The 12,732-nt window shown below is 48.2% G+C and carries 17 protein-coding genes; 6 read left to right on the forward strand and 11 right to left on the reverse strand.

Annotated features, from left to right (window positions below):
• Nucleotides 1-105: 105 nt before the first annotated feature.
• The 9 genes from fliS to EWA64_RS04655 form a co-directional block, all read right to left on the reverse strand.
• On the reverse strand, nt 106-516 hold the full coding sequence (gene fliS / locus EWA64_RS04615; RefSeq protein WP_039437165.1) for a flagellar export chaperone FliS: 411 nt from the start codon (nt 514-516) through the stop codon (nt 106-108).
• A gap of 12 nt (nt 517-528) precedes the next feature.
• Nucleotides 529-831: a flagellar rod protein FlaI gene (locus tag EWA64_RS04620; protein WP_061893406.1), complete on the reverse strand. Its 303-nt coding sequence runs from the start codon at nt 829-831 to the stop codon at nt 529-531.
• 6 nt (nt 832-837) lie between these two features.
• Nucleotides 838-2,949, reverse strand: coding sequence for a flagellar filament capping protein FliD (gene fliD / locus EWA64_RS04625; protein ID WP_061893407.1), 2,112 nt, complete (start codon nt 2,947-2,949; stop codon nt 838-840).
• Nucleotides 2,950-2,969: 20 nt separating this feature from the next.
• A complete protein-coding gene (gene flaG / locus EWA64_RS04630; RefSeq protein ID WP_061893408.1) occupies nt 2,970-3,398 on the reverse strand; it encodes a flagellar protein FlaG in 429 nt (142 codons plus the stop codon).
• A gap of 73 nt (nt 3,399-3,471) precedes the next feature.
• On the reverse strand, nt 3,472-4,605 hold the full coding sequence (locus tag EWA64_RS04635) for a flagellin (protein WP_061893409.1): 1,134 nt from the start codon (nt 4,603-4,605) through the stop codon (nt 3,472-3,474).
• A 297-nt stretch (nt 4,606-4,902) separates the two neighbouring features.
• Nucleotides 4,903-6,036 (reverse strand): flagellin, encoded by a 1,134-nt coding sequence (locus EWA64_RS04640; RefSeq protein ID WP_061898397.1) that lies wholly within the window; start codon nt 6,034-6,036, stop codon nt 4,903-4,905.
• A gap of 263 nt (nt 6,037-6,299) precedes the next feature.
• Nucleotides 6,300-7,442 (reverse strand): flagellin, encoded by a 1,143-nt coding sequence (locus EWA64_RS04645; RefSeq protein ID WP_061893411.1) that lies wholly within the window; start codon nt 7,440-7,442, stop codon nt 6,300-6,302.
• A gap of 121 nt (nt 7,443-7,563) precedes the next feature.
• Nucleotides 7,564-8,466 carry a Dyp-type peroxidase gene (locus tag EWA64_RS04650; protein WP_061893432.1) on the reverse strand — a complete coding sequence of 301 codons (903 nt, stop codon included), beginning with the start codon at nt 8,464-8,466 and terminating at the stop codon, nt 7,564-7,566.
• A gap of 61 nt (nt 8,467-8,527) precedes the next feature.
• The gene (locus EWA64_RS04655; protein ID WP_061893412.1) at nt 8,528-9,004 is read right to left on the reverse strand and encodes a DUF2919 domain-containing protein; all 477 of its coding nucleotides are present in this window, start codon (nt 9,002-9,004) and stop codon (nt 8,528-8,530) included.
• Nucleotides 9,005-9,111: 107 nt separating this feature from the next.
• Between EWA64_RS04655 and EWA64_RS04660 the strand changes: the two genes are divergently transcribed.
• Together EWA64_RS04660 and EWA64_RS04665 are read left to right on the forward strand one after the other, a co-directional pair.
• Nucleotides 9,112-9,459 carry a DUF2956 domain-containing protein gene (locus tag EWA64_RS04660; protein ID WP_061893413.1) on the forward strand — a complete coding sequence of 116 codons (348 nt, stop codon included), beginning with the start codon at nt 9,112-9,114 and terminating at the stop codon, nt 9,457-9,459.
• Between the two features lies 1 nt (nt 9,460).
• The gene (locus EWA64_RS04665; protein ID WP_061893414.1) at nt 9,461-9,823 is read left to right on the forward strand and encodes a DUF4156 domain-containing protein; all 363 of its coding nucleotides are present in this window, start codon (nt 9,461-9,463) and stop codon (nt 9,821-9,823) included.
• A 34-nt stretch (nt 9,824-9,857) separates the two neighbouring features.
• Here EWA64_RS04665 and EWA64_RS04670 read toward each other — a convergent pair whose 3' ends face one another.
• Entirely contained in the window at nt 9,858-10,145 is a 288-nt protein-coding gene (locus EWA64_RS04670) for a winged helix-turn-helix domain-containing protein (protein ID WP_039430217.1), read from the reverse strand.
• A 9-nt stretch (nt 10,146-10,154) separates the two neighbouring features.
• Entirely contained in the window at nt 10,155-10,349 is a 195-nt protein-coding gene (locus EWA64_RS04675; RefSeq protein WP_039430219.1) for a hypothetical protein, read from the reverse strand.
• Here EWA64_RS04675 and EWA64_RS04680 point away from each other — a divergent pair.
• From EWA64_RS04680 to EWA64_RS04695, 4 genes are read left to right on the forward strand one after another with little or no spacing between them, the layout of a single operon-like run.
• Nucleotides 10,348-10,695, forward strand: a complete 348-nt coding sequence (locus EWA64_RS04680; protein WP_039439900.1) for an ArsC family reductase — start codon at nt 10,348-10,350, stop codon at nt 10,693-10,695. The two genes, EWA64_RS04675 and EWA64_RS04680, sit on opposite strands and share 2 nt — an antisense overlap.
• Before the next feature lie 16 nt (nt 10,696-10,711).
• Nucleotides 10,712-11,845 carry a succinyl-diaminopimelate desuccinylase gene (dapE, locus tag EWA64_RS04685; protein ID WP_061893415.1) on the forward strand — a complete coding sequence of 378 codons (1,134 nt, stop codon included), beginning with the start codon at nt 10,712-10,714 and terminating at the stop codon, nt 11,843-11,845.
• Nucleotides 11,845-12,531, forward strand: a complete 687-nt coding sequence (locus tag EWA64_RS04690; RefSeq protein ID WP_061893433.1) for a M15 family metallopeptidase — start codon at nt 11,845-11,847, stop codon at nt 12,529-12,531. Before dapE ends, EWA64_RS04690 begins: the two co-directional genes overlap by 1 nt.
• Entirely contained in the window at nt 12,528-12,728 is a 201-nt protein-coding gene (locus tag EWA64_RS04695) for a DUF2897 family protein (protein WP_039439894.1), read from the forward strand. Before EWA64_RS04690 ends, EWA64_RS04695 begins: the two co-directional genes overlap by 4 nt.
• Nucleotides 12,729-12,732: the final 4 nt, after the last annotated feature.

The raw sequence follows: 12,732 nt of genomic DNA on the forward strand, positions 1-12,732 counted from the left end.
AAAAAAGCCATTAGGGCTAGTAATGGCTTCTATTTTATTTGAATAAAAAAATAAGGCAACCAAGCAATTACGTGGTGTGAGCTCGGTTAAAAGTTTGATATCCCATTAGATCCCAACGGCTGCGGCGGTTAAATTGTGATATTCGTTCGGAATCTGATCCCAAGCTGACTTAATCTCACGAATAATGTCGATAACATCGTCAATGGGTTGAGGATCGTTTTTGTGGTTCGCATTGGAGATTTGCGTGATCATAAACTCGTACAATTGATCAAGATTGCGTGCAATGTCACCACCATCGTCCATCGACAAACAGCTACGTAGCGCAATGATGATGTCTAGAGCTTTACCCAAACGCTCACCTTTGACCGGAATATTACCCGCCTGCATGGCCGCTTTGCCTTGGATCAGACGCTCAATTGCACCCGCCATCAGCATTTGAATGACTTTATGCGGAGACGCAGCACTGAGTTGGCTATCCACTGACACTTTTTTGTAAGCCTGTAATGAACCGCGCATAGTATTCCTCTTTTATGTAAACTTTTTGTACTGTTGAAGGGAACGCTGACCTCGTCTGAACTTTTGCAATTGTAAACCCGTTTTATTGGTCTCTTCCTGCATACGTTCCAGCAACCTTTTTGTTCGAGTGATCATCAATCGCCACTCTTCGTCACTCTTCAACTGTGGGTTTTGCACCACCTGTTGAAGAAGGCTCTGCAATAACTGTTCCCTGTTATCGACTAGCTGTAGCAAATCTTCAGTACTAATTTCGTCTTTTTCCAGTTCGAGAGAAATTAATTGATCCAAATCACACAATTGTGCCAGCAAGGTCATTCGAGGTTATCCTAATGCATTCATCAGAGCACCTAGTTGCCCTTGCATTTTACTCGTTGCGTCCTGCATTGCAGTAAATTTCGCGTGAGTACGTTCCTGAAGGCTGTTGATCCGGCGATCCAATGCCGCTTGTTCATCGGATAAACGGTAAGTTTGTTCCGACAGGCTCTTCTCACGGGTTCGAATCGAGCCGGTCACTCCAGTGATTCCATGAATGGCATCTTCAACACGTTTAGCAAATCCGGTGTTGCCACCAAAGAAATCTTCCAACTTGTTGAAGTTGTTATTAAGCTGGCGATCCAACATGTCGTAGTTGATCTCCAGCGTTCCCTGACGTGTGGTTGTGATACCAAACTCGGTCAGTGATTTGAGATTTTCTGGCGCTTTATCAATCCGGGATGAAAAAACGCTTTTAAGTCGTGAATCAGCATTACGCACAGTGCTGTCCCCTGCCAGAGGGCCTTTTTGCCCAGTTGCCGGATCAACACCCGATAAAGATTTGGCGGTTTGGTAAAACTGATTGTACGCGTTGACAAAGGTCTCAATATCCTCGCGCACACTATTTCTATCATACTCAACGCCAATTTCTGCTGGCGCTTTGTTGCGTGGTGTTGTGCCTTTTAAGGCCAAATCGACACCTTCAATCGCATCTTCGATGATGTTGTTGTTGCTCGACAACTGAGCAACCCCATCTAGAACGACCATGGCATCCTGACCTTTTTGTACCTCATTCATACCATTGTAGGTATCAAAGGACTCTTGAGCTTGCTGCAATACCTCTTGCGCCTGATCGATGCGTTCAAGGCGTTCACGCTCTTGCGGATCCAGCTTAGCGCGTTGAATTTGCTTGGCTTGCTCTTCCGTCAGTTCCCCTTTAGCGACTTTTTCATCTAACTGGGCTTTTTCTTGCGCCAGTTGTTCCTCAATGCGCGCTTTCTCTTGCGCCAGCTCTTGTTGGACTTTCTCTTGTTCGGCCTCTAATTTGGCTTGTGCCTCTTTAGGTGTCACGTAAGAGTCGGTCAACGTTCCAGAAGCAGTATTGGTCCAGCCAGGAACATCAGGGGCTTTCTCTATCGCCTTTTCGTCTAATTCAAGCTCGGGCGTATAGTAAGAGTCGAGTAAGGTGCCGGAGGCGGTTTCGGTCCAGCCAGGAATGTTGTCTTGTGGGAGTAACGAAGCAGCGGCTTGGGCAGCATCGAGCGCTTCTTGACCCGCTTTCGCGGCATCGGCACCAAAGCTGGAGATAGGCTCGTTGCTCTGCGTATCAGAAGACATGTTATCGCCTTTAGCAGCGATATCAGTGTCTGTTTTCAGTTCGGTGTCACTGTCTGCATCCGTTGCGCCCTCAGCAATGGGAATAGGGTTGCCCTGCTCGTCGAACTGAGGTTCTGCGCCTTGTTCCACACCGTCGGCAGAGGCTGTTGCCGAGTCAGGTTTTACCTCTTGCATCACCTCTTCGGCGGCAATACGCGCTTTTTCCAGCGCTTTGACACGCTCTTCGAGGGTTTTATACTCGAGTTTTTTCAGCGGATCGCCTCGCTCGGCGTCCACGTGAATACGAATTTGGTTATCCTTACCTGAGACTGTCGAGGCAAGGATCAGGCGGGGGCCTTCCACATCGTTGATGACCGATGCGCGAACGCCCGTGTTTTTACCAGAAGTGTTGATACCTCTAACCACGTCAATCAGTTTCGAATCGGCACTGACATTCACGTCAAAGGTTTTTTCTCCAAGCGAAATCTGCAGCTTCCCAGGGCCAAATTTTGCGTCTTCGGCCAGAACGTCCGAAGCCACCTTATGGCTCTGAGCAAGCTGCAACACATCGATGGCATATTTACCGGCAATCGCATCGGTAGTTGCAGTGGCTGAGACGATACTATCGTCAGTCGTGTCGACTTTGCGCACAGCAAAAGCCTTCTCCTGACGAAAGTTCGCCATCATATTTTTCATCGTATCCAACGATTCTCTGAGCCGCCCATAGGCGCTGATGCTGGTATCAATTTGGGCCCGCTCGTTGTCGATACGTAGCTGCTTTGGCACACGCTCTGCATCGACAACTTTGCTGACCATGGAATTGATATCCATGCCACCAGACATCCCCAAAGGGCCTAAACTCATTGAATCACCTCAACAACGACTTACACTTTATCTACCAACAAACCAGATCGGGTAGCTTGTGAGACTAAGCGTCTGAATATCTCTAGCATCTCTTCATCAGGTATCTGACGAATTATGTTTCCCGTACGGGCTTCATAAATCGTCACAACATCTTTGCCTGATTCTTCGTCCACTTTAAAAGAGACCCCTTTATTAATGGAAGAGATAAATTCATTCATTTTCTCCACCATTTTGACCCTTTCTTCCCGATTGAGCTGCTGTCGCTCTTGCGACATTTTTACCGCAGCTTCAATTGAAAAGTTAGCATCATCATTTTTCACCGTCTCCGGCGAAGAGTTCTCTTTCGGACCAGACATGCTAGGCACAGCACCACTTTTGTCATAAGCAACATTTGTGCCATTTTGCAAGCCGTAAGGCTGGATGTTCGATGTGTAGGATGATATTTCCATAACAATCTCCCTTCCACCTTTATGAGCTACTACTCATCAAAGCTGAGCTAAACCTGAATTTAGCTCGCTCTGATTAGCCCAACAAGCTAAGAGCCGAAGATGGTGACTGTTTCGCCTGCGCCAGAATCGAAGTACTCGCTTGTTGCAGAATCTGAGTCTTGGTCATCTGAGTTGTTTCTTTCGCGTAGTCAGTATCTCGGATACGGCTATTCGATGCGTTTACGTTCTCGTTGATGTTACTCAAGTTACTGATCGCATGGTTGAAACGGTTTTGGAACGCACCCAGAGAGGCACGTTGGCTATCAACCGCTTTCAGTGCACCATCAATGATAGACACTGCTTCTTGCGAGCCTGCAACGCTTGTTACGTCGATCTTCTGTACGTTGGTTTTCTCACCGTCACCAATCGTCAACTCAGACGCCAAACCACCACCGAATTCAACTTGACCATCTTGCACACGTTGAGAAGAAGCGAACAATTGCAGTTTACCACCTTCGCCCACCGCCGCTTTCACGTCTTCGTTTTGGCCGTTGATGTACGTTGCCACTTCTTCTAGATCGTCACCCGCTTTCGCGTTGATGGTGATCTCTTTCTCTTCACCTTCCTTATTAGTATAAGTCATGGTGAGGTCGGTATTGTTGGTGACTTTCCAGTCTGCAGCTACGCCGTCTTCTGACTTGTAGCTCATACCGCCCATTGCATCAGTGTCGGTACGTAAGCTATCCATGGAAAGCATAACCGCTTCACCGGAGTCAGCACCGATTTGGAAAGATTGCGAACCATACGTGCCGTTTAGCAGCTTATTACCACCAAATGAGGTGGTTTCAGCGATACGGTTCAGTTCTTTGTTCAGCGCGGTCACTTCTTCCTGAATCGCCACACGTTCTGCTTTCGAGTTAGAACCGTTAGACGATTGCAGCGCAAGGTCACGCATACGTTGTAGGATGTTGGTACTTTCCGTCATCGCACCTTCAGCGGTCTGAGCAATTGAAATGCCATCGTTTGCATTTTTCACTGCCATATCCAGACCACGACTTTGCGCGTTCAAACGGTTAGAAATTTGTAGGCCAGCGGCATCGTCTTTCGCACTATTGATTTTATAGCCCGAGGACAAGCGCTCCATTGATTTTTGTTGACCTTCAGCAGCCTGATTTAGGTAACGCTGTGCGGTCATCGCTGACACGTTGGTGTTTACGTTCATAGCCATAATTGATCTCCTTAGGCTTTTGTTGATGTACCATCGTGTCTCTCACCTCACTCTGGCACATCTCATTTCTCTCAGTCCTGTAACGGCGGCGCTAAGAATACCTTTAGGAGAATTTTAGTTTTTTTCGCTATTTTTTCATCCAACGGAAGAAAGTGTGATCTCAAATCAATTTATGGGAGGCTGTCAATTCATCCGTGTCTCTGACTTTAGCTAAGGCGCAATAAAAAGCCTGACCGAAGTCAGGCTTTACTCGCTCATCTCTCACCACGAGCCAATGAGTTTTCTGTAGGGCTAAACTTAACCCAGTAGGCTGAGCGCTGAGTTTGGCGCTTGTTTCGCCTGAGCAAGAATCGAACTGGATGCTTGCGACAGAATTTGTGTTTTGGTCAATTGAGTCGTCTCTTTCGCGAAGTCGGTATCTTTGATACGGCTCTTCGACGCGTTCACGTTCTCATTGATGTTGTCCAAGTTGCTGATTGCGTGGTTGAAACGGTTCTGGAACGCACCCAGCTCTGCGCGGTGACTATCCACGTATTTCAGCGCAGCATCGAGAATCGCTACCGACTCTTGCGCACCTTGCACGCTGGTCACGTCAATGGTGTCTACCGTCACTTTTTTGCCTTCACCGATACCTAGCTCTCCCGCTAGACCACCGGAGAAAGAGATCTCGCCATCAACTTTGTTGGTGCCTGCGAAGATTTGCAGTTTGCCGCCTTCACCGACTGAGGCTTTCAGCAGATCGGTTTGACCATTGATGTAGGTGGCCAGCTCTTCGATATCATCACCCGCTTTGGCGTTGATGTTGATCTCTTGCTCGTTGCCAAACGTGTCGGTCAGAGAGATGGTCAAGTCGTTGTCACCCGCAGAAACGGTCCAGTTTTTGTCTTTCCCTTCTTCTGCTTGGTAACTAACACCACCCATCATCTGGTTGTCTGAACGCATATCTTTTAGAGACAGCATGACCGCTTCACCGTTGTCCGCACCAATCTGCATTGATTTGGTACCGTAGGTGCCGTTAAGCAGTTTGTTACCACCGAATGATGTGGTTTCTGCGATACGGTTCAGTTCGTCGTTAAGCGCCGTCACTTCTTCTTGAATCGCCACGCGCTCTGCTTTGGAGTTTGAGCCGTTAGCCGATTGCAAAGACAAGTCACGCATACGTTGCAGGATATTGGTGGTTTCGTTCATCGCACCTTCGGCGGTTTGCGCGATGGAGATACCATCGTTGGCGTTACGTACCGCCACATCCAAACCACGGCTTTGTACGTTCAAACGGTTCGAGATTTGCAGACCCGCTGCGTCATCTTTCGCGCTGTTGATTTTAAAACCTGAAGACAGACGTTCCATTGACGTTTGTTGCGCGCTGTTTGCGCCGTTTAGGTAACGTTGTGCTGTCATTGCTGCTACGTTGGTATTTACATTCACTGCCATGATGAATTCTCCAATTGATTTTCCGATGTTACGGTTTCCGACGTCTCGGAAAACCAAGTAGTTCTCTCAAAGTTACTTTTATTAACGGCTCAATTGGAAAATCCTTTAGCAAAAAAAGACAATTTTTTTGAAAAAAGATTCTTTAGCGAGGAATACGTGATGAAAAGGGTAAAAGTGATAAAAAAGTTCAAAAAAGGGCTAAAGGTTTATTTTTTTTCGTCGATAAAAGCGGTTATTTTTTCTTTAGCCATGCTCTTACAGGGTTATCCCAGCAAGGTGAGCGCTAAGTTGGGGCCGTTTTTAGCCTGTGCCAAAATAGAAGCGCTCACTTGCTGCAAGATCTGCTGCTTGACCATTTGTGTGGTCTCTTTGGCATAATCCGTATCTTTGATTCGGCTATTGGATGCAGCCAAGTTCTCATTGATGTTGTCGAGATTGTTGATCGCGTGGCCAAAGCGGTTTTGGTAAGCACCAAGCTGGGCACGGCTACTGTCCACGTATTTCAGTGCCGTATCGAGTGCCGCGACTGCGCTTTGCGCCCCGCCCACGGTAGTGATGTCCAACTCGTCAACCATTTGACTCCCGCCAGCGACCATTTGCAGGCTATCCGCCAGCCCTCCGGAAAATATCGGCTGACCAAGAATGGGGTCAATCTGCGAGTAAGCCATGTAAAGCTGCAGTTGACCATGTTCATTGACCGAGGCAGAAACATGGTCAGTTTGGCCATTGATGTACGTAGCGATCTCTTCGATGTTATCGCCCACTTTGGCCTCAATATCGATACTTTCCGTTTCCCCATAAGCGTTCACGTAGCTGATATTGAGATCGTTTTGCCCTGGAGCCACTGTCCAGTCCCCACCCGCGGCTAAGTTGGCGACATATTTAAATCCGCCCATCTGCGCCACATCGCTACGCATGTTGTTCAGTTGAACCTGAACCGCCTCACCCGAATCTGCGCCAATCTGAAAGGATGAAGAACCAAAAGTACCATTAAGCAGCTTTCGTCCACCAAAAGAGGTGGTTTCGGCAATACGATTGAGCTCATCATTCAGAGCCGACATCTCTTCTTGTAAAGCAATGCGCTCAGCATGACTGTTGGAACCGTTAGAGGATTGCAGTGAGAGATCACGCATTCGCTGCAAAATATTGGTGGTCTCATTCATCGCACCTTCGGCAGTCTGCATGATTGAGATGCCATCGTTGGCATTACGCACCGCCATATCCAAGCCATTCATTTGCGCGCGCAAACGATTAGAGATTTGTAAACCAGCGGCATCATCTTTGGCACTATTGATGCGAGAGCCTGACGACAATCGCTCCAAAGATTGATTGAGCATTTCGCTTGCGCTACTCAGGTGCCTTTGTGCTACCAAAGCAGAGACGTTGGTATTGACAGTAATAGCCATGAGATCTCACAGACGGATTGAGGGATTAGCTTCCTATCGACCAATCCATCCACATCTTGAGCAAAAAATGGATAAAAAATGGGGAGCCGATGCTCCCCGCGATGCAGTTTGAGGTTTGCACTTATTTTACTGACAGTTCACTTAGCATCGTAAGCGAAGGGGCAAAGAAGTAAGCACCAGTGACCGCTTTGGTAAAGCGCAGCAACTGGTCGGTTTTTCCATCGGTCACACCGTACATGCTCTCTAGCATCACTTTAAAGTTATATAGTGTGTGGCAGTAAGCAATAAACAGCAGGCCATGAGCGCCAGTCACACTGCCGTAAGGCAAGCTATGACGCACAATCTTCAAGCCTTTGCCTTCTTCTTTGATGTCCACTCGGCCAACATGAGAAGCGGCCGGGACATTATCCAGCTCTATCGAATCGGGCTTCGTTCGACCAATCACTTTCTCCTGCGCCGCAATATTGAGACGATCCCAAGCGGGCAGATTGTGTTCAAAACGTTGCACCATCACATAACTACCACCAGCGAATTCGCCGTCAGACACAAGCGCAACTTGCGCACGTTGTTCATCTTTCGGATTCTCGGTACCATCAATAAACATGGTCATATCACGCGCGTCGAGGTAGCGATAAGCGTATGTTTCATCAACGACCGTCACGTCGTCGGCCATTTCTGTCAGCAATGTTCTGAGTAAGTAGAAGTGCAAGTCATGACGCTGTGAATGAAAATGCAGCAACACATCAACCTCGGTTGACGGTGCTATGACTTCACCTTCACCAAGCTGAGGAAAATCGATAAGCTCTTCCGGCATCGAGACGTCTAGCTGCTGCCAAAACGCTTTACTGAAGGCGATCGATACGGTGAGATTGGCGCCGGGTTGCGATTGATTGAGCGTTTCCACCTTTTGCGGTAAAGATTGCAGTTCAGCCAACACCTTAGCGGCATTGCGATTCACTTTAAGTAAGGTGTACAGGGCAAAAGGCCCAGCTTCTGGCAAGATCGCGGATTGCGCAAGTGACATGATAAACTCCTCTTTTTTGCCCCAGTGTAGAGCGAAATAGCGATAAATATTTTGATGATTATCAGTGATTTTCACCCTGATTTGGCATTTTGGGCACATTAAAACAATCTTTGACCCATTGGCTGTTCAAAAGATAAATGCCAAACCACAGCAGTAGCAGCAAAGTTAATGCGTTGGCCCAGTTAAACTGGCCATGCTCTAAATAGACGTGATAGAGCGTTTGCAGCAGTTGCACGGCGATAAGTGCCAGCGTCGCCACTCGTCCCTTCTGAGTAATTTTGTCCACCCAGTGGCGATCCGATTTCCTCAACCCCATCACCCACATCAAACCGACACTGGGAATGCCGATCAGCAGCCCAAGGTAAAGGGTGTGGTTGTCTGGATACACCCATTGCAAAATGCGTGTTCCGCTTTCTCGGCTCACGCCTGCCACCGCAAACACGACCCATGCACGGGCTAAAAAAAACCAGCCTAACCAGAGCATCAGTGGCGCTTTCAGGTATCCGTGGCTGTCGTAATGGTCGAATGAGTATCGCAAAGCAAAGTACTAAATCAATGAAACAGCCGACACTTTAACGCAAAAGATTCAATTAGTAACCCGACAAGGTTAGACTGCCTTAAGGAATTGACATGATTTAGACAAAGATGAAAAGAAATACCCTAACACCTTCACCCGAGTCGCAACAAGAAGCGCTCAAGATAGCCCGAGCCACGCAAAAGCCGGGGCAGACCAAAGAGCAAACCAAACTCATCGCCCAAGGTATCGAAAAAGGAATCGCTCTATACAAAAAGCAGCAGAAAGAGCGCCATCGCCAAGCAGACAAAGCGAGAAAAAAGCAGCTCAGGCTCAAAAGTGAGGATCACACCAATTCAGCGCCAGAAGACAGTGTTGAGATGCTCGATACTCCTAAGCCAACAACGCAAAAGCTGCCTTGGGTACTGCTCGCTCTCAGTTGGCTTGGCTTTGCCGTTTATCTCTGGATAGGAAATTAAGATGTTAAAACGTTCAGTAGTCGCCTTCGTCAGTTTAGGCCTATTAAGCGCATGTAGTACACCACTCAATAAAACAACGACTGAGTCTCAAAGCATAGAAATCCGCCTTGATGGACAGTTCAATCCCGATAGCTGTCACTATCTTGGCACCGTGACTGGCAGTGAGGGGCATTGGTACAACTATCTGTTTTTTGGTAATGACGTTTTGATCCAAGGCGCCGTCAATCAACTAAAAAATAATGCTCATCAGCTCGGTGCCAACACCATTTATGCTATCACCACGCAAAATTTCACGACTTCCGTGAGCCTGCTCGGCACAGCTTATTACTGCGAAACGCTAAAGCGCGGCCAAAGGTTAAATTGAGACGAATAAATAAGAAAAGCCAGCAAACGCTGGCTTAAGCACGAAATCCAAGGCTAGTGGCGATGTCTTTCTCACGCTCCATCACCCACTGACTATCAAACGGCCCCCAATCTGAGAGTTGATAATAGCCATCATTGTGACGTCGCCCATCTTGAACAAACATCAGCTCAATGCCGATCCCCGGCAGTGCCTTCAGTACATCTTGAATCGTACGACGAGGCCAACCCGTTTGCTCGATCAACTTAGGCACATTTGGCCTTTCTAGGTTCTCCACCAACAAGGCGAGATATAATCGCCTTGCAAAAACAGGACTCAATTCCATTGACACCTCCTAAATTTGTGCTGATTCATTATTTCTTTTTTCCTCGGCCTTTTGTTGAGGCGGATCAATAACCTTCCATTCACACTCAAGAAAGTACGATTTTTTTTCAGCAACAAAATATTCTTGCGCAAGTTTTGAGTGTTCTACGGCTTCTTGGTAGGATGCAGAGTCAAAATAATAATTCAGCTCGAAGGAAGAACTCATGACCATCACCATGTATGGCATCCCCAATTGTGACACGATAAAAAAAGCGAAAAAGTGGCTGGACGAGGCAAACCTTAGCTATGAATTTCACGATTTTCGCAAGCAGGGCATCAGCTCAGAGATGGTCGCAGAATTTTGTCAGCAGCTCGGTTGGGAACAAGTACTGAACAAACGCGGCACCACCTTCCGTCAACTCACCGCTGAGCAAAAAGAGAGCCTCACGGAAGCAAGTGCAATTGCCCTGCTCGTCGAACAGCCAGCGATGATCAAACGTCCTATTCTGCGTGTTGACAACCAATTACATATCGGCTTTAAAGCCGAACAATATCAGCAAATTTTTCACTGATTAAGGATTATCAAGGATGACAGACAGTCCCGTACTGGCTTTAACCAAAGACCTCATTAGCCGTCAATCCGTTACACCTGAAGATGCAGGTTGCCAAGACGTGATGATCGAGCGATTGCAAGCACTTGGCTTTGAAATCGAAAGAATGGTGTTTGAAGACACCACCAATTTCTGGGCACGTCGTGGCAGTGAAGCGCCGCTGTTTGCTTTTGCCGGCCACACCGACGTGGTTCCGGCGGGCAAGTTGGATCAATGGCATACTCCTCCGTTTGAACCAACAGAAAAAGACGGCTACTTATACGGCCGTGGCGCGGCCGATATGAAAGGATCTCTGGCCGCCATGGTGGTTGCGACCGAACGTTTTATTGCGCAGCACCCAGACCACAAAGGTTCGATCGGTTTTCTCATCACCTCTGATGAAGAAGGGCCGTTTATCAACGGTACGGTGCGCGTGGTGGAAACCTTGATGGCACGCGATGAAAACATTGATATGTGTATTGTCGGTGAACCCTCAAGCACCGCCATCGTCGGTGATGTAGTGAAAAACGGCCGTCGTGGTTCCATTACTGGCGATCTTACCGTCAAAGGCACGCAAGGTCATGTCGCTTACCCGCACCTTGCTGACAACCCAGTCCACAAATCATTGCTGGCGATTCACGAGTTGGCCACCACCGAGTGGGACCAAGGAAACGAGTTCTTCCCGCCGACCAGCTTCCAGATCCCTAACGTCCAAGCAGGCACCGGCGCATCTAACGTGATTCCAGGGGAATTTCATGTCCAGTTTAACCTGCGTTTTAGCACCGAGCTGAATAATGACGCCATCGTCGAGCGTGTCACCTCGACCCTCAACCGCTACGATCTGAACTATGACCTGAAATGGACATTCAATGGCGACCCGTTTTTAACCGACACTGGCGCGTTGCTAGACGCCGTGGTTGCCGCTGTGGATGAGGTTAATCAAACCAAGCCTGCACTATTGACCACAGGTGGCACCTCAGACGGACGCTTTATCGCCCGCATGGGTGGACAAGTGGTAGAGCTTGGCCCAGTGAATGCGACCATTCATAAAGTCAATGAGTGCGTCAAGATCGATGATCTGGAAAAGCTGACCGACATGTACCAGAAAACGCTGGAGCATCTATTGGCATGATGACACCTGAGCAGCTCACCGGTTATGTAGACACTCACTTGATCGACGCACGAGTGGGCACCCAATCCATTTTGCTTCATCCTCAAGTCGAGCGCGATCTGCAAACTTTGGTGCAAGCGGCTCAGTGTGCGGGTTTTCAGATGGAAATTGCCAGTGGTTTTCGTGATTTTTCTCGGCAGAAATCCATTTGGAACGGTAAGTTTTCCGGTCCAAAGACTATCTTAGACCAAAATTCGCAGCCTCTGGACAAAGCGTCTTTGAGTGAGCAGGAGAAAATGCTGGCCATTTTACGCTGGTCTGCTCTGCCTGGCGCCAGCCGTCATCACTGGGGCTGCGATTTTGATGTCTATGCCCGTGATCGGCTGCCAGACGGCGTTTCATTACAGCTTGAACCTTGGGAGTATACTCGTGGCCACCAACGAGAGTTTTCGCACTGGCTCAGCCACAACGCCTCTCACTATGGCTTTTTCCTGCCCTACCGGCGAGATCGCGGCGGCGTGGCCAGCGAGCCTTGGCACATCAGCCATATTGAAACGGCCACAAGCTGCTTAGCCCAGTTCTCCATCAACGATTTGCAGCGGCAATTAAACGCGCATCCAATTGATGGAGTGGCGTGCATACTGGAAAACCTCACGCTCATCTACAATCAATTTATCGCCAATATTTGTCCGCCGGAGGCGACATGAAAGAGATTTTAACCAATCCTTGGGTCATCAGTTTTATTGTGCTAAGCGTTATCGTCGGCAATATTGCGGCGCTCAAGTACACGGCCAAAATGAAAATAGGTCAGATCGACAAACAGCGCGATAAAAGTGACTTAGACAAACTCAACGAGCTGGACAAAAAAGCTCACCAGCTTGATGACGAGAAACGCAACCACTGACCTT

The sequence above is a fragment of the Vibrio cidicii genome (assembly GCF_009665415.1).
GTDB classification, from domain to species: domain Bacteria; phylum Pseudomonadota; class Gammaproteobacteria; order Enterobacterales; family Vibrionaceae; genus Vibrio; species Vibrio cidicii.